The organism is Massilia orientalis (assembly GCF_030411975.2).
Lineage (GTDB): Bacteria > Pseudomonadota > Gammaproteobacteria > Burkholderiales > Burkholderiaceae_D > Telluria > Telluria orientalis.
The window spans coordinates 1-24,842 of the sequence record NZ_JASNRB020000031.1 but is presented as its reverse complement, the minus strand read 5'-3'; the positions used below and the strand labels follow the sequence as shown (position 1 = coordinate 24,842).

General features: G+C 60.7%; 20 protein-coding genes and 3 pseudogenes. 2 read left to right on the top strand and 21 right to left on the bottom strand.

Translation table 11 applies throughout. The annotated features are described in order from the left end of the window. Window positions 1-88 precede the first annotated feature (88 nt). The 8 genes and pseudogenes from QPK29_RS30165 to QPK29_RS30130 form a co-directional block, all read right to left on the bottom strand. Window positions 89-712, bottom strand: coding sequence for a DUF5597 domain-containing protein (locus tag QPK29_RS30165; protein ID WP_371772168.1), 624 nt, complete (start codon window positions 710-712; stop codon window positions 89-91). A gap of 63 nt (window positions 713-775) precedes the next feature. Beyond that, a complete protein-coding gene (locus QPK29_RS30160; protein ID WP_371772169.1) occupies window positions 776-1,147 on the bottom strand; it encodes a hypothetical protein in 372 nt (123 codons plus the stop codon). 21 nt (window positions 1,148-1,168) lie between these two features. Further along, window positions 1,169-1,309, bottom strand: a complete 141-nt coding sequence (locus QPK29_RS30155; RefSeq protein WP_400189895.1) for a hypothetical protein — start codon at window positions 1,307-1,309, stop codon at window positions 1,169-1,171. Window positions 1,310-1,413: 104 nt separating this feature from the next. Then, a pseudogene (locus QPK29_RS30150) lies at window positions 1,414-1,563 on the bottom strand (hypothetical protein); the annotation flags it as partial. A 121-nt stretch (window positions 1,564-1,684) separates the two neighbouring features. Continuing rightward, window positions 1,685-2,794: a helix-turn-helix transcriptional regulator gene (locus tag QPK29_RS30145; protein WP_371772171.1), complete on the bottom strand. Its 1,110-nt coding sequence runs from the start codon at window positions 2,792-2,794 to the stop codon at window positions 1,685-1,687. 80 nt (window positions 2,795-2,874) lie between these two features. Continuing rightward, the gene (locus QPK29_RS30140; protein WP_371772172.1) at window positions 2,875-5,226 is read right to left on the bottom strand and encodes a glycoside hydrolase family 3 N-terminal domain-containing protein; all 2,352 of its coding nucleotides are present in this window, start codon (window positions 5,224-5,226) and stop codon (window positions 2,875-2,877) included. A 191-nt stretch (window positions 5,227-5,417) separates the two neighbouring features. Then, window positions 5,418-6,113 (bottom strand): TetR/AcrR family transcriptional regulator, encoded by a 696-nt coding sequence (locus QPK29_RS30135; RefSeq protein ID WP_371772173.1) that lies wholly within the window; start codon window positions 6,111-6,113, stop codon window positions 5,418-5,420. Between the two features lie 133 nt (window positions 6,114-6,246). Beyond that, window positions 6,247-6,585: a hypothetical protein gene (locus QPK29_RS30130; RefSeq protein WP_371772174.1), complete on the bottom strand. Its 339-nt coding sequence runs from the start codon at window positions 6,583-6,585 to the stop codon at window positions 6,247-6,249. Window positions 6,586-6,834: 249 nt separating this feature from the next. Between QPK29_RS30130 and QPK29_RS30125 the strand changes: the two genes are divergently transcribed. Beyond that, window positions 6,835-8,505, top strand: a complete 1,671-nt coding sequence (locus QPK29_RS30125) for a DUF5597 domain-containing protein (RefSeq protein WP_371772175.1) — start codon at window positions 6,835-6,837, stop codon at window positions 8,503-8,505. A gap of 93 nt (window positions 8,506-8,598) precedes the next feature. Here QPK29_RS30125 and QPK29_RS30120 read toward each other — a convergent pair whose 3' ends face one another. The 3 genes from QPK29_RS30120 to QPK29_RS30110 form a co-directional block, all read right to left on the bottom strand. After that, window positions 8,599-10,923 (bottom strand): TonB-dependent receptor, encoded by a 2,325-nt coding sequence (locus QPK29_RS30120; protein WP_371772176.1) that lies wholly within the window; start codon window positions 10,921-10,923, stop codon window positions 8,599-8,601. A 231-nt stretch (window positions 10,924-11,154) separates the two neighbouring features. After that, window positions 11,155-13,446: a glycoside hydrolase family 3 N-terminal domain-containing protein gene (locus QPK29_RS30115; protein WP_371772177.1), complete on the bottom strand. Its 2,292-nt coding sequence runs from the start codon at window positions 13,444-13,446 to the stop codon at window positions 11,155-11,157. Between the two features lie 7 nt (window positions 13,447-13,453). Beyond that, window positions 13,454-15,688 carry a beta-glucosidase gene (locus tag QPK29_RS30110; RefSeq protein ID WP_371772178.1) on the bottom strand — a complete coding sequence of 745 codons (2,235 nt, stop codon included), beginning with the start codon at window positions 15,686-15,688 and terminating at the stop codon, window positions 13,454-13,456. Between the two features lie 142 nt (window positions 15,689-15,830). Between QPK29_RS30110 and QPK29_RS30105 the strand changes: the two genes are divergently transcribed. After that, window positions 15,831-16,685, top strand: coding sequence for a sugar phosphate isomerase/epimerase family protein (locus QPK29_RS30105; RefSeq protein WP_371772179.1), 855 nt, complete (start codon window positions 15,831-15,833; stop codon window positions 16,683-16,685). A gap of 130 nt (window positions 16,686-16,815) precedes the next feature. Here QPK29_RS30105 and QPK29_RS30100 read toward each other — a convergent pair whose 3' ends face one another. The 10 genes and pseudogenes from QPK29_RS30100 to ltrA form a co-directional block, all read right to left on the bottom strand. Next, window positions 16,816-17,955 carry an alkene reductase gene (locus tag QPK29_RS30100; RefSeq protein ID WP_371772180.1) on the bottom strand — a complete coding sequence of 380 codons (1,140 nt, stop codon included), beginning with the start codon at window positions 17,953-17,955 and terminating at the stop codon, window positions 16,816-16,818. Between the two features lie 74 nt (window positions 17,956-18,029). After that, window positions 18,030-18,584, bottom strand: a complete 555-nt coding sequence (locus tag QPK29_RS30095; protein ID WP_371772181.1) for an OsmC family protein — start codon at window positions 18,582-18,584, stop codon at window positions 18,030-18,032. A 116-nt stretch (window positions 18,585-18,700) separates the two neighbouring features. After that, a complete protein-coding gene (locus tag QPK29_RS30090) occupies window positions 18,701-19,381 on the bottom strand; it encodes a DsbA family oxidoreductase (protein WP_371772182.1) in 681 nt (226 codons plus the stop codon). A 130-nt stretch (window positions 19,382-19,511) separates the two neighbouring features. Then, on the bottom strand, window positions 19,512-20,075 hold the full coding sequence (locus tag QPK29_RS30085; protein ID WP_371772183.1) for a TetR/AcrR family transcriptional regulator: 564 nt from the start codon (window positions 20,073-20,075) through the stop codon (window positions 19,512-19,514). A gap of 122 nt (window positions 20,076-20,197) precedes the next feature. Next, window positions 20,198-20,539: a carboxymuconolactone decarboxylase family protein gene (locus tag QPK29_RS30080; protein ID WP_371772184.1), complete on the bottom strand. Its 342-nt coding sequence runs from the start codon at window positions 20,537-20,539 to the stop codon at window positions 20,198-20,200. Window positions 20,540-20,563: 24 nt separating this feature from the next. Beyond that, window positions 20,564-21,358, bottom strand: a complete 795-nt coding sequence (locus QPK29_RS30075) for an SDR family NAD(P)-dependent oxidoreductase (RefSeq protein WP_371772185.1) — start codon at window positions 21,356-21,358, stop codon at window positions 20,564-20,566. A gap of 334 nt (window positions 21,359-21,692) precedes the next feature. Then, window positions 21,693-21,974, bottom strand: a pseudogene (locus QPK29_RS30070) (IS3 family transposase); the annotation flags it as partial. Window positions 21,975-21,986: 12 nt separating this feature from the next. Continuing rightward, window positions 21,987-23,060 (bottom strand): IS110 family RNA-guided transposase, encoded by a 1,074-nt coding sequence (locus tag QPK29_RS30065; RefSeq protein WP_371772186.1) that lies wholly within the window; start codon window positions 23,058-23,060, stop codon window positions 21,987-21,989. A 283-nt stretch (window positions 23,061-23,343) separates the two neighbouring features. After that, a pseudogene (locus tag QPK29_RS30060) lies at window positions 23,344-23,526 on the bottom strand (DDE-type integrase/transposase/recombinase); the annotation flags it as partial. A gap of 79 nt (window positions 23,527-23,605) precedes the next feature. Next, window positions 23,606-24,842, bottom strand: a 1,237-nt coding sequence (gene ltrA / locus QPK29_RS30055; protein ID WP_400189887.1) for a group II intron reverse transcriptase/maturase, incomplete at its 5' end; no start/stop codon positions are given.

Here is a 24,842-nt window from a genome sequence, read left to right as displayed (position 1 = left end):
CGTCCAGCAGTTTTACGCGGATTACGCCGACACCTTGGGCGGGAAGGAGCATCACGAGTTCGTCGCCGTTGAGGCGGCGTCCCGGAATCTACTGCCCATCCTTGAAGCGCCCTTCTTCCACCAAGTCGATCTCGGCGAGCTTGCCGTTGCGCGCGAAGTCCACCATGAAATCCTGACCGACGAGGAAGAACTCGTCCGGTCCGCCGGCGATGACGAAGCCGAACGACGTCGGATCCTTCGTCACGGGGCCCGGCACTGCCGCCTTGTCGCCCGCGGCGGTACTACCGCCCGCAGGTGCCGTGACGCCGGTGTCGAACATCATTTTCTTGAGCTGCGCCGTCATGCCGCGGACCGTCATCGAATAGCCGGCGACGGCCGCGGGCACCAAATCGTTGCGTTCGAGGAGGACGGAGTGCAGCGTACCGCGTTCCTGCGCGCGCTGGATGACATCGGCCATCGAGCCGAGGACGTCGTAGGCCTGCGTCAGTCGTTTGCCGGGGAACAGGTCCTCGATGCCGAAGACCAACCATCCCAGCGCCTTGTGCTCGCCGATCGCGCGGAACAGGTTCACGGTCTTGAAGCGCGACTCGGGCACGAAAACCGGGTTGTCGGCGCGGTGGAAATTGGCGAGCGTGCCCTTGACGTCAACGACGTAGATATCCGGCGCCAGCAGGGCAATCGATGGGGCGGCCGCCTTCCACACGTCCATCATGTGCGCTACCGGGCCACCGCTCGGGTAGTCCCCCGGTTGCGGCTGTCCAGACTGCGGTCCGAGCTATGCATTCACGTACATCGGAAGCGGCAACGTTTTGTTCGCGGCCTGGGCGACGCTGTCCACGTAGGTGCCGTAGGCCCAGGCCACGAAGATTTCCTCTGCCCGCGCATCGTTGCCGAACACCTGTTCCCACGTGCCACTGCGGCGGAACTGCTGGCGCCCCCAGACGCCCACTACCTCGCAACGCAGGGCCCGGTGGCGTTCGAGGTAGCCCATCAGCTGCGCGGACACCTGGGCATCCCACGCAGCCTGCGCGAGCTTCGAACGGTCGGGGCTGTCGCCCAGCAGGCCCACTTCGTTATCGACCTGCAGCATGATGATAGTGTGGTCCGGATCGACGGCTTTCAGGTGCGCCAGGAAGGCCGCGAACACACGCCTCTCGGCCGCCTTCAGTTACGTCGAGAACGGCGGCAGCGCCGGATTGGGTATCGCGCCCTGATAGCTCATGAATTCGGGCTTGGCGCCGTCGGTGGCTGCGCGCGAACCGGGCGGTGTCGCGCCGCCCCCGTCCTGGCGTATACGTCGACCGTGCATTCTTGTTGGCGCCGAACCAGACGATCACGAGGCGCAGGCCTTGCACGCGCGGTGTCGAGCTGGCGGTCGAGGGAACCGAAGTCGTACCTGCCCTCCTTCGGCTCGACCATGTCCCAGCTCACCGTGCTCAGCACCGTATTCAGGTTCATCTGCTTCAGGCGCGGCCAGATCGATGCCATGTACTCGGCGGACGACGCGCTCGAATTATGGAGCTCGCCACCCAGAATGAGGTAAGGTTTGCCGTCAACGATCATCTGCGTCGCGTTGCCGCGTTTTCGATTGCAGACAGGGGCGCGGCCGCCGCGTGCAGGCACACCGCCGCGAGCGCGACGGCGCGCACGGATTGTTTCAATATGTTTTCTTCCTTCGTGTAGTTCAGTCGCGCTGCGCGTCCAGTCCCAGCACGGCGTTCAACAATACCCTGACGAGTTCGCTCTGCCGCGTGACGCCAGCCTTCATGAAAATCGCGCGCAGGTGTGTGCGCGCCGTGGTGCGGCGGATCCCGAGTTTGATCGCCGCGTCGTCGAGGCTGAGACCGTTGACGAGTTCGACGGCAAAATTCGCCTCGGCGGGCGTGAAGTCGAACAGTTGCCGGGCCATTTCTTGCGCCGGTTTCGCTTGTGCATCCGGGTCGCGCAGGAAGACGGCGTAGGCCGGCCGGGACCTGCCCTCGGACTCCTCGATCATCGGAATGCTGCGTACCACGGAGGCCATTTTGCGGCGTCCCGACGGTCGGCTCAGCGACATGGCCGCGACGGAGCGGCCGTTGGTCGTCGTGTTGTTGAGGAGCCGCCGCAGTTCACGCGTCTCGGCCGACGTGCACGCTTCCAGTTCGCGCCCGGACAGGCGGAGGCCGTCGCCGGCAGTCAGGATGTGGCAGGCGACAGGATTCGCCCTGAGCAGCTGCCCCCGCTCGTCGAGGACGATGACGCCAATGTTCAGGCGGTCCAGGCCTTCCTCGTAGATCTCGCGCTCCGCTTCATTGCGCGTCACGTGGGCGGCAAGCGTCAGCGCCTGCTTGATGTGCGGGACGAGGATTCCCAACCGCCGCTTGTCGTCCTGGTCGAACGGCGGCAGCTCCTGGTACCGGAACAGGCGCAGCCTGCAGACTGTGCCGGCGCTCGTGGCGATGTCGACGCCCATGCCATGGTCGGCATCGGTTGGCATGCCGGATCGCAGGAACTCCCTGAAGTATTCACTCTCCTGCCATTCACGGTTTGTCATCATGTCGGACACGAGGACGGCACGCTCCCGCGGCAGGTTGACGAAGGGATCTGACCGATACCACCTGGTCTTATAGGCCGCCTCGAACTCGGTTCCATTCGTCGGATGACACACCATATATCCGAGGTCAGTCGCCGTGCTCGGACGCACGACGATGGTCGTGCTCGTGCAACCCATGTATTCCGAAATCAGCGTCATACTCGCACGCCATGGCTCGGCTTCCAGTACGGATTGATAGATCGCGTGGATTGCTTCGTTCATCAAACCCGAACGGTCCACTGGCATTTGCGCAAAAGGAGTAGCTAATGATCCCATGATCAGGAAATCTCCAGGCAACGATATCAGGCGACGACCAGCTTCGCCGACTTAAGACGGTCCGAACTGTTACCGGCACTAATCAGGAACGTGCCCGGCTCGACTACCCATTTCATCGCGGCGTCCCAGAACGCCAGCGCGTCCGGGCCGAGTTCGAAGCGCAGCGTTGTCCTACCGCCGGCCGGCAGCACAACGCGCCGGAACGCTTTCAGCTCGAGCACGGGACGCGGGACGGAACTGACCGTATCGCGCACATAAATCTGCACGACCTCTTCGCCGTCGCGCTTGCCCGTGTTAGCGACGTCGACCTCGACGGTGAACAGGTCGTCGCGGCCGATCCGGTCTTTCGACAAGCGGGGCGCCGATACGTCGAACGTCGTGTAGCTCAGACCGTATCCGAAGGGATACAGTGAAGTTCGCTTATCCTCGACGTACGGCACCTTATCCGCGGACGGATGACGGTTGTAAAACGCCGGCAACTCCCCGACTGAGCGCGGGATGCTGACAGCAAGCTTGCCCCCCGGGTTCACTTTACCGAACAACACGTCGGCAATGGCGTTGCCACCCTGCTCACCCAGATACCATCCCTCGACCAGCGCATTGGCCCTCTCCGCCAGACGATTGACTGCCAGCGGACGGCCATTCAGCAGCACCGCCACGACAGGCTTCCCGCAGCCGAGCACGGCCTCCACGAGCGCATCCTGGTCGCCATACAGGCCGAGCGAATTGCGGTCGCCGGGCAGCACCGCGGCCACCGCTTCGCGGGTCACCTGCTCGTTGTCGCCCACGACGAGGACCACTAGGTCCGAGCGCCGCGCAACCTCGACCGCCGCCGCGATGCGTACCTGATTGTCGGCGGCCGGCACCTTGCGGATCGTCGGCGCTTCCGGACGCACGCCTTCCGCCAGCGGCGGCGTGATCCAGACCCCGTCGGACTGCTCGATGCTCACGTTGGTGCCGGCCTGGCGCAAGCCCTCCAGCACACCGACGGCCGCCTTGGGCCAGCCCGAATAGCCGCCCAGCATGGGCTTGACGGAATCCGGCCCGATCAGGGCGATGCGCATGCCGCTCGCGCCGTCCAGGGGCAGCACGCCATCGTTCTTGAGCAGGACCACGGCCTTCTGCGCGGCCGTACGCGCCAGCTCGGTTGCCTTCGGATCGTTCAGCACGTCGGCGGCGCGCTGCGGGTCGACATAAGGATTGTCGAACAGGCCAGCTTCGAACTTCAGCGACAAAATCCGCGCGACGGCGGCATCGACACTGGCCTGCGGCACGCGGCCGGCCTGCACGAGCTTCGCCAGCTTCTGATAGGTGCTGCCTTCGGGCAGGTCGGCGTCCACGCCCGCGCGCATGGCCAAGACCGCAGCGCCATCGGCGTCGTCAGCCATCCCGTGAAGTTCCGCGATCTCGCCGACGCCGCCGTAGTCGCTGAAATAGGCCCCCTGAAAGCCGAGCAGGCCGCGGCCCGTCTGCTGCAACAGCTGGACGTTCGCATGAGAAGGCACGCCGCCCACTTCGTTATACGAGGGCATGACGATGGCGGCTTTGGCGCCTACCGCCGCCTTGAACGGCGGTAGAAACGTCTCGCGCAGCATGCGCTCGGACATGTCTGATGGGCCAATGTTCAACCCATTCTGCGGCACGCCGTGGATGAAGTGCTTGAGCGTGGCGAACACGTTGTCCGGCCCGATCGGACGGACTGGTCCTTGCAGCCCTCGTACCGCCGCGGCGCCCATCATGCCGACATGGTACGGGTCTTCCCCAAAGAACTCTTCGCTGCGGCCCCAGCGCGGATCGCGCACGAGGTCGAGAACGGGGCTCAGCCCAACCGTCACGCCGCGGCGACGCGATTGGCGCCCTGCGATGGCGAAGCACTGCTCAACCAGGGCGGGATCCCAGGTGCTGCCCAGCGCAGGCGGAATGGGGAACGACGTCGCGCCCTTGACTGCCAGCCCGTGTGCCGTCTCCTCGTGGAACAGGACCGGGATCCCGAGCCGGGTCTTTTCGACGGCATAGCGCTGGACGGCGTTAACGAACGCCACGGCGTCTTCCGGCTCCCGGAACGACTTCGTCTGGAATCGGCCGCTACCGGCCAGGTCTGACGGCCTGGCTATCTGCCCAATGCCATGTGGGATCGCCCGCGCTGCTTTTTCCGGCGAAAAGGAGAAGGTCTCCCTGTCCACGATGCTGGCCTTGGTCATCCACATGCAGCAAAGCTGGGCGACCTTCTCGTCGAGCGTCATACGGCCGAGCAAATCGCGTACGCGGTCAGCGATCGGCGCACTGGAGCGCTTATAGATGGGAAGTGGCGCGCCTAGCGCCGGTAGTGCCAGCGCGAGTCCAGTGGTGGTCAGCAACGTGCGCCGAGTCATTTTCATTGCTCTGTCTCCTGATGAATATTCTTGATGTCGAAAATAAGTATACACCTGCGTTTAATTAATGCAATCAGGTCGAGACCTTTGAGCAACATATTTCGATACGTATGTAAAACGGCAGCGGCCGTTGCGATCCGCAAGCGGATGGCAACAGCCGGGGAAACAAACGGGAGTTGGACAGCCTGGAATGAACTTCAATTAGGCGCGGCGCAGTCGGCCTGCATGCCAGCGAATAACAGATTGACGATGCGTATGGACGCGACCCGGGTCGTGGCGATGCCGACAGTCGCGCCCAATGCGCGGTAGCGCTGGTAGTGGGCCATGGCCAGATCCAGCAGCGACGCGGCATAAAAGGCAGGTTCGTGCACCGTCATGCCTACCCTGCCGGCTGTATCGACGATCGTCTGGACGATGTGCCGGATGCCCAGCTCATATGTGATTTCCTGCCCCAAGGACGTCAACTCGCGCACGGTTGGCGAGGGCTTGTCGCCCATCGCCATCAGGACACGCATGCCGGGATCGTTGCAGATCATGAAAAAGTTCTCGACATGGAACATCAGGCAACTGCGCATGTCCACGAACGCCGGCGGATCGGGATTCCGTGCATTGCCGACGATGGACGTGATGACTGCCTTGATCAGCGCCTTCTTGTCCGGATAACGCATGTACAGCGTGCGCTTCGAGATGCCGGCACGCGCCGCAACCGCCTCCATGGCTGTACCGTCGAACCCCATCTCGTCGAAGAGGGCGATGGCTGCCTTGAGGATTTCGGCATCGATATTTCCGGCGTGTTCCTTGCGCGGGCGCCCGCGCAGCTTGGGGCGCTCGCCGTCCGCCCGCTCCTGGACGGGCTGCTCGGTGTTATCGGAGGACGGCAGGGTTTTCGGCATGGATGGAGTTACCCGGAAGTGTTGATATGTATATACGAAAGTGCCGCGATCATAGCAAAAAAAGGACGCTACCTCGGGCAGCGTCCTATGAAGGCACAGGGAGACGCCCTGGCACGTAAGGAGACTTCTTGAATTATTTACAGACCGGAAGCTTCGCCAGGTCAGCGTCGATGGCGTCGAGGACCTTGTCGGTGAACGTTTCCTCCGCATACGGCTGGATCGCGCGCAACGGCATGGAGCGGGCCATATCGAACTGGTCATTACCTTTCAGCGAAGGGACGTGCTTGTACAGCACTTCTTTGGCGGCCGGGTCGTCGAGAAGTTCCGACACCAACGACTCCGAGCTCAGTTTCTGTTTGATGCATGTGGCGTTCGATGATTGCGCCGCAGGTGCGGGCGCCGGTGCTTGTGCGGCGACGGTGCTGGCAATCACGGACAGCACGGCAGCGAGCGAGATGTTGCGAAAATTCATGAAGTGTCCCCAGACTTAAATAATGGCAGCGATCAGCGTCCAATCCGGCACCGATTTTCGTATCGGCATCGAATCAGCGTACAGCGACTATACGTGAGGATTCGCATAAAGTATACGGCACCGTAAATTTATTTTGACGGCGAACCCGGCTGTATTACACTTGCAACAGCCGGATCACCGGCCTCCCTTCCCTAATCGATGGCGGGCACGCACCTGCGTGCTGCCGGTCTACTTACGTCCAGGATAAACATGACTGTCGTGTCCCTGCAGCGCGTGCGCTGCGCCACTCTCGTCGCCGCCGCAATTCTTGCGTGCGCACCCGCCGCGCATGCGGTTGCGGCAACCAATCCCATGCCGCATCTGCTGCAAAAAGACGGTAAATTCGCCCTGATGGTTGACGGCGCCCCCTACCTTATTCTCGGGGGCCAGGCCAACAATTCAAGCAATTACCCCGAGGTGCTGCCGCAGGTTTGGGCCGCGATTCACGACCTGAAGGCGAACACGCTGGCCATGCCCGTGGCGTGGGAACAGATCGAGCCAGTGGAAGGCAAATTCGATTTCCGGTGGGTCGACGAGCTCATAAGCCAAGCCCGGCAGCGCGACGTACGCCTATGTCTGCTGTGGTTCGGCACGTGGAAAAACACCAATCCGAATTACGCGCCGGCGTGGGTCAAGCTCGACAACAAACGGTTCCCGCGACTGATCAAGAAAGACGGCAGCACGTCCAATGCCCTGTCACCCCACGCCAAGACGACGCTCGATGCCGACATCAAGGCATATTCCGCATTGATGAAGCACCTGAAGGACGTCGACGGCAAGCGCCATACCGTCATTCTGATGCAACCGGAGAATGAATCCGGTGTCTTCGGCAGCGTGCGCGACTATTCTCCGGCTGCGAACACCCTGTTCGCACAACCCGTCCCGCAGGTCCTGTTGGAGCGGCTGAACAAGCAGCCGGGTACGTGGCAGGAGGTATTCGGCGCTGACGCCGACGAGTTCTTCCATGCCTGGTCGATCGCGTCCTATATCGAGCAGGTGGCCGCGGCCGGCAAGGCCATTTATCCGCTGCCGACCTACCTGAACGCGTCCCCGCGGGAACCAGACCCCAAAAAGAAGTCGGTGCCCGGCCTGTTCTATGGCAGCGGCGGCGCGACGTGGAACGTCATCGACATCTACAAGGTCGCGGCACCGCACATCGACTTCCTGTCCCCGGACATGTATATGCCCGAGTCGGACATCTACGAAGCCCAGGTCAGGCACTACCGGCGCCCCGACAACGCGCTTTACATCGCCGAAAGCGGTAGCAAGGATGTCTACGCGCGGTATATCTTCACGATTCTGGGCCAGGGTGGCATCGGGTTCGACCCGTTCGGCTTTGACTATACCGGCTACAGCAACTACCCGCTGGGCGCAAAGGATTGGGGTCCGGAAGCCGTCAAGCCGTTCAGCCGCGTCTACTCCTTGTTCGGGCCGATGGCCCGCGAATGGGCGCGGCTGAGCTTCGAATCCGACGTCTATGGCGTCTCTGAGCCGGATGATCACAGCAGCCAGGAGATCGACCTCGGTTCCGCCTGGGCCGCCAAGGTCAGCTACCGGCAGTGGCAGATGGGCGAGACGTACTGGCTACGCAAGAAGGACGACCTGCCGAAGGGTTCGGAGGTGCCCAGCGGCGGTGTGGCGCTGGCGAAACTCGGCGACAACGAATACCTGGTAACCGGACAAAATGCCCGCCTTACGTTCAGCGCCAACAAAGCGATCAAGGACCGCGCTGCGATCTTCGAACGCGTCGAGGAGGGCCGCTTCGTCAACGGCAAATGGGTCATGTCGCGCGTGTGGAACGGTGACCAGACGGATTACGGCTTAAATTTCACGGACCGGCCGGTCGTGCTCAAGGTGAAGCTCGGCACCTACATTTTCTGACACGTTCAACTGGCCTGTGGCATCTCCACAGGCCAGTCGAAACGAAAAAGCCAGGACAAACGTCCTGGCTTTTCGTTAGGCGGGTTACCGGGATCAGAAATCGTAGCGCAGCGTGACGCCGACCTTGCGCTCCTGCGGCAGCAGACTGGCAAGATAACCGCCCCGCTCACCGGCAGGCGAGAAGCTCGGCATGAGGAACGGCGTATTGGCGCGGTTGAAGACGTTCTGCGCCCACACGCTCACCTCCCAGTTCTGTCCGGGGTCCCGGACGCCGGTGAAGAGGTCGACCGGCGTGAACGATCCCATCTGCTGGCCGGTCGTCACGTTGTAACGCGGCGGGGTATAGCGGACCAGTCCACGTACGAACGCCTCGACACTCCCGATCCCGTGCGTATATTCCGACTGAAGCACCATGTTGAACTTGCCGGACTCGTTGCCGAGAGGGTCCGCAAGCGGCCGGTTGCTACGGCAAACCGACACCTGCCTGCCGGGTTGGACGTGTTTCGTATCCGCGTCCGGTATGCCGTCATTGTTCCCGTCGTTGCAGTACAGCTCAGCGTCAACGTAATGCGCGTTGACGTAACTCGCGGACACTTGCGCGCGCCAGTTCGGCAGAATGCTCCAGATCGCGGTGGCCTCGATACCGCGGCTGATCACATCGCCGTTCGTGTTCAGGTTGATCGTTCCGCTCAGGTCGGCAGGATAGGCGCCGCCAGCCGTAGGGCCTGCCGCTTCCCCAGGAATTGCCCCGGCCCGGATTCCGAGCGCGTTCGCGCGGCCGATATAATTCTTGATGTTTTGCTGGAAGATGTCGGCATTCAGTACGAGCCGGCGTTGCAGCAACGTCGACTTGATGCCCAGCTCGAACGACCTCGATTTCTCGGCCTTGTAATTGATCAAGTCCGGTGCCAGCCCGGGTGCAGTCACAAATGCCGTCGCCCCTCCTGGGCGATAACCTGTACCCGCACTCGCGTACGCCATCACGTCCTTACTGAAGTTGTGCCGGTAGCTGGCCGAACCGGTCCAGGCCTTGTCGCTGATGTGGGCGCGATCGTCAGGGAGCGATTGGATCCGGTTGCCGAACACGTCGAGATATTGCTGGCTGTACGAACGGTTCTTTTGTACGCGCAGTCCGACCTCCAGCTGGTCCACGTTGTTGATGGCGAAACGATGGTCGGTAAAGAGCGCCGTGCCTTCGCTGAAAGTCCCAGGAGCGGTCGAGCCGGTCAGGATCGCTTCCATCGGAGGCAGGAATGGCCCCGGATAGAAGTACGGGAATTTTTGCGTGAACGTGGCGGTAGCGTCGCCGTACGAGTAGTACGCGCCGACCATGTAGTTCCACCAGCGCTGGCCAGTCGACTCGAAACGCAATTCATGAGTGCGCTGCAAACCTTTGACGCGGACGGTTTGCTGGTTGCGCCACCCTGGTATGACGTTGGCAATGTCGGTATCACGGTCATCGTTTTCGGTAGTCTGCTGGAAGCCGCCGATGTAACTGAGCCGATGTCCGGCGAGGTCCCAGGTCGCACTGAGCGAAGTCAGTTTGGTCTTGTTGTGGAACTGATACGGCCCTTCGACGATGGACTTGCGATCGGAGAAATTCAGCTCCGGACCTGGTTGACCAGGGAAAGGTCGCCCAATCGCGACCGGCGGATTAACTTCATTGGACGTCAGCTGCTGATGTACCAGTAGGAATTCGAGCGATTTGGCCGGTTGGTACAACACCGAAATGCGCCCTCCCTGGTTCCGGTCGCTGTTCGCCTGTCCGTTGTTGAGATTATGTACGCCCGACTCCGTGTAGCTGTTCAACCCGGCGACACGGACAGCAAGTACGTTCGAAATCAAAGGCACGTTGACTGCGGCCTGGGTATTACGCATCTGACGCGAGCCCAACGTCTGGACCAGCCGGCCACTCGTTTCGCTCGTGTCAGGACGCTCGCTGGCGATGGTGATAGATCCTGCGGGCGTGGTCACACCTCGCAGTGTGCCTTGCGGACCGCGCAGGACCTCGATACGTCCGATGTCAAACAGTCCTCGGAACGCCTCGGCGGCGCTGATCGGTGTCTCGTTCCAGTAAATCTGCACCGCCGGACTCGTCCCGGTATCCGGGTCGAAGGTAATCCCGCGCAGTTCCACGGTCTGGCCGCGACCATCGGCCGGATTGAGCACCAGTCCCGGCACCAGTTTTTCGACATCCTCGAACTTCTGGATGTTCAGCTTCTGGATCGATGTGCCGCTGACGGCATCGACGGCCATCGGCACGGATTGGATGCTTTCTTTTCGCTTGGACGCAGTCACCACAACTTCGGGGACCTTGCCGTCGTCATTGCTTGCCACTTGTTGAGCCACGGCGGGAAAGGCAAGAGCCAGCGCAGTAGCGCAAACCGTCAGTCTGATTGCAGCATCGTTACTTTTCATTTCGTCTCCAAATATTTCCAAATTTGTTCTGATGCAAGTGTTCTTGTGTGGTCCATCGCAGCGTCTCTCATACCGGCCCGCCCGTGGCAACTGCACAGTCATCTTGCGGGGTTTAGGATCCGCCGGCATCGTCCGTTCAGACGGTAAGGACGTCAGGAGCGTCGGAAAACTCAAAAAAAGAAACGCCGTCCTCGCACTGTCGCGCGATCAGGACGGCAATCTGGGATGGGATTAACTGCGCGACACGACGAACGGCACGGGCCTGCCCGCCACCGAATTCGGAGCAATCACGACCTCGAACACGCCTGCGTCGGTCCGCATCGTGGTGTCCGCATGCACGTAAGCGAGGTCCTTCGCAGTGACGACGAATTCGACGTCGACGCTCTCACCGGGATCCAGGTCGAGGTGGCGAATGCCTTTCAACGCCCGCACGGGCTGGACGACCTCTGCCACCTTGATCCGGACATACAGCTGCGCGACTTCATGATGCCTTCTCGTTCCGGTATTGGTGACGCGTGCATTGACGGCCAGCGAACCGTTCATCGTTATGCGCGGCGCGGCGATTTCGGTGGGGCCATAGGCGACGGTCGAATACCCCAACCCGTGCCCGAACGGATAAAGCGCGCTGGTCGACACCTCGCGGTAGCGCGCTCCGACGGGGGGGCCCTCTACCATGCTTGGTCTGCCTGTCGAGCGGTGGTTGTAGTAGAAGGGTTCCTGCCCAGCGCGCCGCGGAAAACTGACCGGCAGGCGGCCCTGCGGCGCGAAGTCGCCGAACAACACGTCGGCGATCGCGTTTCCGGACTCCGACCCAAGGAACCAGGTGCACACGATAGCTTGCGCGTTCTTCACGGAATTCGGCAATTCCAACGCCCTTCCGTGCTTCAGCAGGATCACGATCGGCTTGCCGACGGCGGCGACCGCATCGATCAGGTCGACCTGCGCTTTCGGGATAGTGATATCGACGCGCGACGCGCCTTCACCGGACATATTAGTCGCTTCGCCTACGTAGAGCACCGCGACGTCGGCAGCGCGGACAGCGGCCACCGCAGCGTCGATGCCGCCCTCGATCGGTCGTTCGACACCGCAGCCGGACACAACAGACAGCGCGGCATTGGCGCCCAGCGCATCGCGTACGCCCTGCTCGAGCGTCACGGCCGACTTCATGTCTGGGAATACCATCCAGGGCCCCAGCGCATTGTTTTTGTCCATGACGAATGGGCCGATCAGCGCGATGGATTTGCCCGACTTCGGCAGCGGCAGGAGGCTGCGCTCGTTCTTCAGCAGGACGATCGCCTTGCGCCCCGCTTCCCGCGCGAGTGCGACGGCTTCAGGCCGCCGGACGTCAGTGGCCATACGCGCCGGATCGAGCGACCGGTAAGGATTTTCGAACAGGCCCAGGGCCTTCTTCACACGCAGCACGCGCCGTACCGCCTCGTCGACAACCGCCATCTTCAGTCGCCCCGATTTTACCAATGCGGGTATGTGCTTGAGGTACAGCCCGCCTTGGATGGACATATCACAACCGGCCGTGATGGACTTGTGGACGGCTTCGGCTTCATCGGCGGCGTAGCCGTGATCGACCAGCTCCTTCTCGGAATTGAAGTCTGACACGACGAGCCCGCGGAAGGCCCATTCGCCACGAAGAATATCGGTCAGCAAGTGATGATTGCCAGTCGACGGCACGCCCCCCGTGTCGTTGAAACTCGCCATCGTCGACAGCGCGCCCGCGTCGAAGGACGCCTTGAACGGCGGTAGATGTACTTCGCGCAGCGTCGTTTCGGGAATATCGGCCGTGTTGTAGTCCATGCCGCCTTGCACGGCGCCATAGCCGGCAAAGTGCTTGGGGCAGGCCAGCAGTGAATCGTTTGCGCGCAGGTCGGTACCCTGGAAACCCCGCACTCGCGCCTGCGCGAGGTGACTCCCAAGCCAAGGATCCTCGCCAGCGCCTTCAACGACGCGGCCCCAGCGCTGGTCTCGCGCGATGTCGACGGCCGGTGCGAATGTCCACTGGACGCCGAACGCCGTGGCTTCGACGGCCGTCGCCCTGGCTGTCCGCACGCACAGGTCGGCGTCGAAACTGGAGGCCTCGCCCAGCGGGACTGGAAATGCCGTCTTCAGTCCGTGGATGATGTCGGCGGCGAAGATGAGCGGGATGCCGAGACGGGATTTCTCGACCGCGATCTGCTGCATGGTGCGCCCGAGCTTCACGTCGTCGCTGTTGAAGAGGCCCGTGAGGTTGCCGTTGGCGATCTCGTCCAGCGTGGCCTGCAGGGTCGGCTCGGGTCCCGTGTCCGGATTTACCAGGCGTCCGATGCCCTGCGCGCCGTTCATCGTCAGCTGGCCGGCCTTTTCTTCGATCGTCATACGCTTCAGCAAGCGCTCGATGAACGGATCGGTAGCTGACGCCGGTCCAGCAGCCATGCCGGGCAGGCTGAACGCAACGGTGGTGGCCGCCAGCGAGCCGACGAGGAAGGTCCGGCGCGACGGGCTGAATTGGGAGTTGTCGTTTGCGTTTTCCATTGTCTCGTCAGGGTTTGATCCGTTGCTCGCCCAAGCGCACCTTCGCCTTGAGGACAGGGTGATCGACGTCTTCGCCGACCTCGATGTCATAGGTGCCGCCGGCCACATGCCAGTTGTGCGCCACCACGTCGAAGCCCGCCATCAATCGCGGATCGACGTCGACCGACACTTGCCGGCTTTCCCCCGGCTTCAGATAGACTCGGCTCCAGCCGACGAGGTGCTTGACACCGTTCACGCGGGCATAGACCTGGGCGACGTCGGCGCCGGGACGCGCGCCCGTATTCACGATCGTGAACGACAGGCGCGGCGTTGCCCCGCCCGTCACGCGCAGCGCCTTGTACACGAAGCGCGTATAGCTGAGCCCATGGCCGAACGCGAACAGCGGCTTCGCCCCGGTCTTGTCGAACCAGCGGTACCCGGCGTTCGCACCTTCCGGGTAGGTCAACGAGAACGGTTTCATATCCTTCGGCAGGCCATACAGGTCGCGCTGCACCGTCTCCCCTGCCATCTCGTAGCCGGGAATGGTGGGGTTGGGCAATTGCCGTTCACTGGCCGGGAAAGTCATCGCCAAGTGGCCGGAAGGATTCGCTGCTCCCGTCAGGATGCGCGCGATCGCGTCGCCGCCGCGTTGTCCCGGATACCAGGCTTCGAGGACGGCGCCGACCTTGTCCAGCCATGGCATGAGCACTGGACCACCCGTGACCAACACAACGACGGTCGCGGGATTCGCGCTGGCGACAGCCATGATGAGGTCGTTCTGATTGTCCGGTAGGTTCAGGTCTTTCACGTCCATGGTCTCGGTCGTAAACTGTTCGCCGATGACGACGACAAGATCCGCCTTGCGGGCGGCGTCGGCAGCACGCTTGGAATCAGTGCCGTCGTCGAAGGACACGGTCGCATTCGGCAGGGCCTTGCGCAAGGCCTCGACGGGCGACGAATTGCTGTACAGCTTCCTCCCGAATGCCGCCGGCAACTTCAGCACGGCGCCGCCCACGGGATTGACCTGCGACGAGCCGCCGCCGCCAGCGAGGATGCCGACGTCGGCATGGCCACCCACCACCAGGATTGTGGGAGCGGCGGCGGTGATGGGAAGCAGGTTGCGCGCGTTCTTCAGGAGGACGATACCGCTCTCCGCCACCTCCTGGGCGATGCGGCCGTTTGCGTCGTAATCGATAGGCCTGCGCACCGGCGCATGGTCGACCAGCCCGATGGCGTGCATGGAGCGCAGGATCCGGCGCACCGATTGGTCCACGTCGGTTTCCGTGACCGTACCAGCGGCCAACGCCGCGCGCAGCTGCGAACCGAAGTATCCCGCGTCGGTTGGCGTCGTGCCCGATTCCTGGTCGAGTCCCTCGCGGATCGACGGACCATGCACGGCGCCCCAGTCGGACATGACAAATCCTTTATATCCCCAGTCGCGGCGCAGGACGTCGTTCAGCAGGAATGCGTTCTCGCACCCGAACACGCCGTTGATCTTGTTGTAAGCGCACATGACGGAGCCCGGCTGACCTATCTCGATGCCAATTTCGAACGCCAGCAGGTCGCTCTCGCGCAGCGCACCCTCCTCCATCTCAGCACTGAGGATCGTACGGCCCGTCTCCTGGGTGTTTAGGGCGAAGTGTTTGATTGTGGAGATGACATGGTTCGACTGGACGCCGCGGATGGCGTGGCCCACCAGCGTGCCCGCCAGCAGCGGATCTTCGCCGAAGTATTCGAAGTTGCGGCCGTTCCTCGGTTCGCGAGCCAGGTTGACGCCGCCCGCAAGCAGAACGTTGAATCCCTTATCGCGCGCCTCCGAACCGATCATCGCGCTACCGCGCTCGACGAGGTTCACGTCCCAGGTCGACGCCAGCAGGACTGTCGACGGCAGTGCCGTGGCGACATCGCCAGGCCGCAGCCCACCCATCATGTTGGCGACACCGACACTCGCGTCGCTCTCCGTCAGGAACGGCACGCCCAGACGCGGGACGCCCTTCACGTACCCGGCGCCTTTGACGACATCGGCGGGCAGCTTTGGCTTCACTGCGAAAGGATTGCTGCCGTGGACAAGGTCGAGTTTCTCGTCCAGCGTCATCTGCTTCAGGATGGTATCGGCCCATGCGTCGTCCGCGGACGCCTGCGCCATGGCCGGCGGCGCCGTGCCTGCCGAGTACAATGCCGTCAAGCAGGCCACGATGGCCAGCCTATTCCAGCGCCTTTTTCTCTCCGTCCGCCCCGGGCCGACGCTTGCTTCCAGTTTCATTCTTGTCCTTTCGAAGACTTCTCCGGCAATCATAATCTGCTGTTCGCGTCCGCCGGGCATCGTCCGTTCGGACGGTGCATACCTGTGCCCGCGCAACCAGAATCGCAATGGGCGTACAACCACGAACGAACACGGAAACCCTATGAAGACGAAACGAGCCATGTTGCCCCTGATCCTTGTCCTGCTCGGCGCGTCCGCGCATGGTGCGGCTCCACAAACGGCACCCCGCCTGGCCGTGCAGCTGTGGTCCGTCAAGGACGAGATTAGGCGGGACTTCGATGGGATGCTCGCGCAGATCTCCCGATTGGGCTTCCAGGGCGTGGAATTCGCAGGCCAGTTTGGCCCGTACAGGCAGGACCCGGCAGCATTGAAGGCCCTCCTCGACAAGAACGGGTTGCAGTGCGCCGGCGCCCACGTGATGCTGGCCCAGCTGGCGCCGCACCGCCTCGAGGCGACGACGGCGTTCTACCGGCTCCTGGGTTGCACGAATCTGGTGGTTCCGATGGACCCGCGCGGTGCCACACCCGGGGAGAGTGCGGGACTGGCACGGGACCTCGCCGCACTGTCTGCCACGCTGGCTGCGAACGGCATGCGCATCGGCTACCACAACCATGCTCAGGAAATGGCCGGCACCGTGGGCGGTACGCCGTGGGACGTCATCGCGCAAGGCACGCCGCAGGAGACGATCCTGCAACAGGACGTCGGCTGGACCGTATTCGCCGGCAAGGATCCGATCTCGTACGTACGGCGTTATCCGGGCCGCACCCTCACTATCCATTTCAAGGCCAAGCCGGCCGCGGGATCGTCCTCCAAACCCATCATCGGCCAGGATGGCGCGGACTGGGCGGGGCTAGTGCGTGCCGTCCGCGAAGCCGGCGGTACCGAGTGGATCATCGTCGAGCAGGAAGAGTATCCGGACGGGATGGGGCAGCTCGAGTCGGTCGCGGCCTCGTTGGCGGGACTGAGGGCGTTGATGGTAAATGCAGCCGCGAAATGACTCGCACGCAGACTTCCCGGCCTCGATAACTACATGCAGGTACAGTGAAGGTGAAACGCCTCGGGAGTCCACAGTCCAGCACGAACAGTGGCGAATGCCCGAGCATCGGACGTTCGCCACTTCGGTTCTATCAGGCCACCCTTTTAGCAGACTGCGAAAGAGCCGCATCCTCATCGACGTCAAATACGGGATAATCCGTATACCCTTTGGCACCGATCACACCATAAAACGTCGTCCGGTCGGCCTCCGCGAGCGGCCAGTCGTTTTGCATCCGTTCCACGAGATCGGGATTGGCGATGTACGAAGTCCCGAATGCGATCAGGTCGAGATCACCCTTCTCCAGTTCCGCCTCGGCAAGCTCGCGATCAAAGCCGCCAGCGCCGATGATGGTGCCGCGATAGGCCTGGCGGAAACGTGCCCCGAACCCAGTAGGTACTTCCGCCGCGGAAATCGTGGGTTGATAGTTCAAGTGCACATAGGCCAGCTCTCGTTCATTCAGGGCCAAAGCAACACTCGTCCACGTCTCACTCTCTTCCTCAAAAGGCTGCAAATCGTAGAGACGTCCAAACGGCGAGAGGCGGACACCGACCTTTTCACCACCGATGGCAACCGACAGGGCGTCGACTGTCTCGAGCAAAAAGCGCTGGCGATTGGCAATGGAGCCGCCGTACTTGTCGCTCCGCTGGTTGATTGCGCTGCTGAGGAACTGGTCAAACAGGAAAGCGTTTGCGGCCATCAGCTCTACGCCGTCAAAGCCTGCATCGATCGCCCGACGTGCAGACGCCACAAAATCCTGCGTAATGCGGCGAACTTCATCCGTGGCCAACGCACGGGGAACACTGGGGGTGACGGGGCCTTCCTTGCCCGGTTCCAGCCATGCATAGACGGCGGTGTTTTTCGCCGCCACCTCACTGGACGAAACGGGCGCTGCGTTTCCTGGCTGCAGGGAGACGTGCGACATCCTGCCGACATGCCAGAGCTGCGCGAAGATCTTTCCGCCCTTTGCATGCACGGCATCCGTCACCTTGCGCCATGCCTGAGTCTGCTCATCGGTGTACAGGCCTGGGGTATACAGGTACCCGCGGCCTTCATCGGAGATGGGAAGCCCTTCCGTGATGATCAACCCGGCCGATGCTCGCTGCGCGTAATAGAGGGCGGTCAGGTCGGTGGGAATATTTCCCGGGGTCCGGGTACGTGTCATGGGTGCCATGACCACGCGATTGGCGAGTAAGGTTCCCGACAGATCGTAAGAAGTGAAAAGTTTGCTCATGATGCTCCGCGAATAGGATGCTGCCACCAGCGGTGGCAGCTAAATTTCATTTATAAGAAGGCTTTTCAGACTGGTTACGCGTCGACGATTTCCAGCTTGGGCTTCATGTGAATTGCTTTAGAGAAGTTAGCCAAATTCACCGAAGTCCTGGTGACAACCTGGTGCAACTCTTCCAGTCGCTCACGCGTGGCGTCCGTATGCAGGCGCACCACGTAGCTGACTTCGTCGTAACCCGGATTCACGCTTTCATCCAGGCCGAGGAAGCCGCGAAGGTCGAGCTCACCGTCTGTTTCAATTTCCAGGCTGTGTACCGTGATGCCCATTGCCGCGGCGTTCACCACATAACCCACTGTCAGGCACGCATTCAGCGCAGCCATGAGCAACTCCTGCGGATTGGGAGCCGAATTCTGACCAAGCAGCTCAACCGGCTCATCCGCCGCGATGTCGAAGTGGCGTTGATGCGTTACACCACCGAGGGCGTAATGGCTTACTGTCGCGACCGAACGGGTCTGGTGTTCCCATTTCGTCTTGACATTGAACCGTGCGCTTCGCTTTGATGCGTCTTCGGCTACGCCTTTTGCGAACTGCTGCAACGCGGCTACATCGATTCCATTAGGCTTGTTCGTCATTGGATTAGTCCTTTCTAAATTGCGCCAGGGCGCGTGGAGGATCGTCCGAAGGGCAATGCGGCCACTTCATTGGATCTGGATTCGGTTTGTGTCGGCTCGGCACACGGTGCCGCGCACTAGCGGGCACATCCATCGATGCCGCAACTCTCACCGGTGCCGGCGTCGAATGCATCTGGCACATCGGTGGCCCCTTCGAGGAGAGCGTTCTGGAACGCCTCGACTTCTCGTGCGCCGGACAGATAGAGCTTCTTGTTGAACACGAACAGAGGTACGCCGTTCGCTATCTGGTTCGCTTCCCGTTCGTCGAGAGCGATTTCGGATGCGAAATCGGCAGAGTCAAATTCAAAGGCCGTGTCGGCCATGCCCGTTTCTTTGGCCAGTAAAATGAGCACCTCCCTGTCGAAGATGTCGAGCCCGTCCGTGGTCGCGGCCTTGAATACACGCTCTACCAACCGCTGGGCTAACACTGGCGAACGTACGCTTTTGATCAGCGTGTGCGCCGCACTCGTGTCGCCAAAGCGCATGGTGTCGAAGTTGTATGTCAAGCCCTCCAGGAGACCTTGCTCCCGGACGGCGGCCATCATCCGGTCGGCGGCAATACGATTACCAAATTTCTGATAGAGCGCACTCTTGAAGTCCATGGGCGCCATACCTTTCGCAAGACGGTAGGACTTCGCCGTAACTATCACCTCGACTTGGCTGGACAGCGACGCGGCCGCCTTGTCAAGCCGACGCTTGGCGATCCAGCACCAAGGACATACGAAGTCCGACCATACTTCTACGTTAACTCTCTTCATTTTCTCTCCTGTTTCGACCGCGTTGGCAGCCCCAAATCGCCGCCCCTACCGACTAGTTGGTTTCTAGGTGAATAAATTAAACCCCGTGCTTTATCAGCACCGCGCGGGGCAATACCCTATGTCATTTGGCTCAGGTTTGTTCGACGATAAGCCGGACAATTCCATCGTTCAGGAGGTCCCCCTCCTTAACGGCCCAGTTGATGAAGCTGGAGCCTTCCAGAACGCTTAACAATTGAAACGCCTTTTGCCTGGCACCACAGCCACTCGGAAGCTCGCCGCGATCTATCCCTACCTCCAGGATTCCAGTAAGCCACTTCAACTGTAAGTCGAAGAAGCGTTTCGTAAGTTGCTGCAGACCTGGTGGAAGCGCGGACATTTCGGCAGCAAGCGCACCACACAACGGCAGCATGCCGCCTTCGCCGCTTGCCCTGAACATCTGGAAGAAGGACTCCAACCGGACTCTCGCGTTCAGATCCTGCCGCTCAATGCGATCGAAATCGTCTCGCACCCGACTGATATACTCCTCGACGATAGCAATCCCCAGGTCTTCCTTCGTCGGAAAATGGTGATGAATGCTGACCTTTTTGATGCCAACCTTTTCAGCGAGATCCGCGTAGCTGAATGCAGCGTAACCCTTTGTGCGCATCAAGCTTTCTGCGGTTTGTACCAGGGCATCACGTGTTCCAGCCGCCATAAATTCTCCTAATAACTACGTCCGTTAGCATCCATAATTATAGGCTGCCGACCAAGCGGACGCCCACCAACCCTGCCTTAACGCTCCGTCGATCATTGCATATCGCAGGGTCGCGGCCAGATTCAGGCTGCGAGTTCTTCGTAGGCCTCAAGAGCGCGAGAAGAGTAGACATAGGCCGCGCCTGCATTCAGGGCAATCGCGGTGCCCAGTGCAGCAGCAATCTCGTCCTTGGTGGCGCCGGCCTTCTTTGCCGCGCCTGCATGAGCCGCGATACAGCCATCGCAACGGGTGGTGACCGCGACAGCCAGCGAGATCAGCTCATGTGTTTTGGCATCGAGCACGCTGTTTTCCCGCGTGGCGGTTTCGAGCTTGTGAAAAGCGCTTGCGACAGGCGCATTGGCCTTGTTGAAACTGCCGACACGCCTGATCACCGATTTCAATTCTTCAGTCCACTTCTTATCCATATCAAACCACCTTTCTGTAAAAAATTATTTGCCGAGTTTGCGCGCTGCCATGACACCGCCGTCCACGTCCCAGATTGCTCCAGTAACCCAAGATGCTTTGTCCGACAGAAGGAAGACGATGGCCTCGGCAACGTCACGCGGCGTACCATTGCGGCCCAAAGGATGGAAATTCTTGAACCCGTCCAATGCGCCGCCCAACTGCTCGCCCGGAATAAAGCGCTCGAAGATATTTGTCTCGACTATCCCCGGGCTGACGGCGTTCACGCGAATACCATATTCGGCCAGTTCTGCGCCGGCATGTTTTGTCAGTGCGTCCAACCCCGTCTTTGCCATCGCGTAGGCCGACGCCGGGACAGTTTCAGTTGCTTGTCTAGCGGCAACGGCGGTGACGTTGACGATCGATCCGGGCTCTTTCCGCGCCACGAGGGAGCCGGCGACTTGCTTTGTGATGAAAAAGAGGGCCCGATTCAGGTTGAGGAAATTGTCATAGTCCTCGGTGGAGTGCTCCAAAAAGGCCTTGGGATAGTAGATACCGGCACTATTCACGAGCAGATCGATGTCGCCATGCTCGACGTCGAGCTTGGCGAGTAGCGATTTCACACTATCGAAATCAGAGAGGTCGGTGGCGATAGCGCTCGCCCTGCCGTCCCCTGCGATCGCGGTCAGTTCCCGTCGCGCGACTTCCGCCTTTTCGGCCCGGTTGCCGACGACAACGACTGCGCCACCTTGCTCGGCCACCATCCTCGCCACTTCCAGTCCGATGCCGCTCGTGCCGCCAACGACGAGGAGTTTGCGGCCGTCAAATTGCTTGGTTTCCATAAAAGTTACCCCTATCACGTCGAACAAACCAACTAGTTGGTTTGTATACTATGCGTGTTTTCCGGACGTGTCAACTGTCGATCACGCCGTCGGGGCGTGTTCAAAACGGAAAAACCGCACGCTAGGTGCAGGCTCGTCTCACTGGAGCGGATTTTCCTGGCAGTTTGTCGTGTTAGCCAGACCTACTACATATTGCCATAAGAACAACATCGCACGTGCACTGATGCCTGCGAGGTTAGTATTCGGCTCTAGTTCTCCGCTAAACACCTGGCATCGGCTGACACCGGCACTGCAATCACATCGGTGGCCTGCTGCCGATTCGGATGACACCGCTTTAAGCTTTTCTAGCTTCTTCAAACTGTACCGGACTGATATACCCCAGCGTCGAATGACGGCGCGTAGGATTATAGAAGCGCTCGATGTAATCGAACACGTCTGAGCGGGCCTGGGCGCGGGTTCGGTAGACCTTGCGTGCCGTCCGTTCGGTCTTGAGCGAGCTGAAGAAGCTTTCCATTGCCGAGTTGTCCCAAACTTCGCCAGCCCGGCTCATGCTACAGGTAATGCCCTGTTCCTTGAGCAGTTGCTGGAAATGCTCGCTGGTGTATTGGCTGCCCTGGACGCCGCCCTTCTATGTGTCAAGTAGCGATTTGGTCGCGTTTATCTCGCGTTGCCGCCGTTGAATGATGTAAAAGACTTCGCGTGCGATGTAGCGTTTGAGGCAGCGGATGGCCTCAAGCTTGGAGTGTCCTTCATTGAGCCGTTTGGCCACGTATGCCTGCGTACGCGCATCAGTTCGCAAGCGGCCAATCGCAATGATATGTAGTGCGCTGTTCGCGGCTCGGTCGCCCCCACGGTTCAAGCGATGCCGCGATACCTTTCCCGAGGAAGCAGGCACCGGGCTTACGCCGCACAGGGCGGCGAAGCTGGATTCAGACTGAAGTCGCCCGCTGTTATCGCCAGCCGTGAGTAATAGTTGAGACGCCGATTCATACCCGATAGAGTTTTGCGCGATGAGTTCTGGAGCAAGTTCGTCGACAAGTGCGGCGATCATAGCGTCCAGGTCAGCGATCTCGTCGTGCAGTTCCAGATAGCGTCGGCCCAACGACTTGAGAGCGATGCGATACGCCGAAGTCAAATTCCGATAATCAGACAGGTCCGGACGCCAGGCTGCAAGCGTCCGGATGAGCTGCATACGGGTAAGCGTGCGCAACGATTCTCGCAGTTCGTCTGGCGCGCTAATGATGCTATTTTGGATGAGCTGCAGGGCAACGCGGCGCGCGGCGATTGCAGTCTTGCGGCAGGCCTTCAATACACGCAAAGACTCGACCATGCCATCGCGAGTTTTGGGCGTGACGGTCCGTACTTGGGCCAAAGCTGCGTGAGCGGCATTTTCAGCGTCGATCGTATCGTCTTTGCCTCGCTTGCGGCGATCATGCTTATCCGGTGCCGTCACTTCCAGCACGGTCACGCCAGCCTTCTGAAGGTAACGAAGCAAACCAGCGCCATAGGTTCCCGTGCATTCCACGCCAATGCGAGCAAGTTCACCAAACGAACGGAGCCATGCCAACATCTGCTTATACCCATGACGCGTACTTGGGAAACACTCGTTGCCCAAAACGTGATCTTGGTCATTGACCACTGCTGCGAAATGCGGCTCCTTGTGGGTATCCACGCCACCAACCACAACCCGATGCTCATCCATGGCCCGCCGCTCCTTGAGGTAGAAGTTAGCGATTTCGCCACAACGAATACCTGGACAAGACAGTAAAGCGACAGAGCGTCAGGCCCTTCTTGGGTCACATGTATCGACGAGGCGAGACCTCGCCGCGAAACGTTGCTGGGCAACCGACAGGTCCAGGGAAAGACAAATAATGCTGTCGATCAGAATGCGGGTCAGGTCGCCCAGAACGTTGTACGGCACCAGCTCTTCTCTGGCCAACCAATGCTACGAAGAATTTGCTCACCCAGGAATAACCGGCAGAGACATTATTACTGTCCGAATGATGAAGCAAGGCTGTCGGCTTACCTCGACGCCAGACACCCATCATTAACGCGTCGACAACCAACTGCGAAGTCATGCTGTCCTGCATCGACCAGCCAACGATACGGCGCGAATACAGGTCCAGCACAGTGGCGACGTACAGCCACCCTTCGGCAGTCCAGATATAGGGGTGAGTAGACCGTGGGAATTTCACCCACGGCCCTTCGCAGAACCGGACGTGAACCTCTCAGCTCATCCGGCTCCCATCATCCAGCTGATGGGACATACCCCGATTTCCAGTGCACGAATGCACTTTCAAACTGACGTGCAAGTCCCCCGAGGGCACGACCTGCTCGGGTTTTATGCCGAGCCAGGTGCTTATACTTGCGCATCATCCAGCGCGTCAGGTAGCCATTCACATGCCGCCACACAGGTGACATGGCCGACTCGTAGAATCGGCCGTAGTACTGTCGCCATCCCCGGAGTATCGGGTTGAACATGGCCGACAAATCGGCCAGGCTCTTGTCGCATTTAAGCTGGAGGTGCCACCCACGTATCGTCTGTCGCATGGCCTTGAGGGCATCGCGGCTGACGGCCGGAGCGAAGTTCACGTAGACCCGGCCGTACTTGTCGACCGCCTTGCGCGGCCGGAACGTATAGCCGAGGAACGTGAACTGCACACATGGATAGTCTCCTGCTCGATTGACATCCTTGCAGTATACGATCCGCGTTTTCTCTGGATGCAGTTCGAGCCCGCACTGCCGGAATCGCTCGTCGATCTTCGCCAAGACAAACTTGGCCTGCGCCAGACTCCGACAGTGGATGACCCCATCATCGGCGTAGCGGCAAAAGCGCACGCTCGGCAGGTGACGTTGTACCCAGCTGTCGAATGCATAGTGCAGAAACAGATTGGCGAGCAGAGGGCTGACGACACCGCCTTGCGGCGTGCCACACGTCCTCTCCACCATGCCTTCCGAGGTCTGCATTGGCGCTTTCAGCCAACGGTCGACGTACAGAAGGACCCATGGTGTCTGGCAGTGCTTCCTCAGCGCTTTCAAGAGCAAGTCATGGTCGATGTTATCGAAGAGACCTTTAATATCGAATTCAACCACCCAGTCATACTGCCAACTGCGCCGGCGGACGATGGCGATCGCATCGTGTGCGGATCGCCCGGGCCGATATCCGTACGAATTCTCATGAAACACCGGATCAATGACCGGTTCGAGCAAGCGTTTAACCACCGTCTGCGCCACCCTGTCCGCAACCGTCGGCACGCCGAGCATGCGCACTCCGCCAGACTTCTTCGGAATGGGCACGCCTTTAACGGGCGGTGGGAAGTAGCTGCCGGAACACATGCGGTTCCAGAGCTTGTACAGGTTGCTGCTCAGATGGCCTTCGAACTGTTCCAGCGATTCGTGATCGATACCTGCTGATCCTCCATTCGCTTTGACATATTGATAGGCTTCCCAGACGAGCGCCTTGGGAATGTCGTACGGCTTGGTC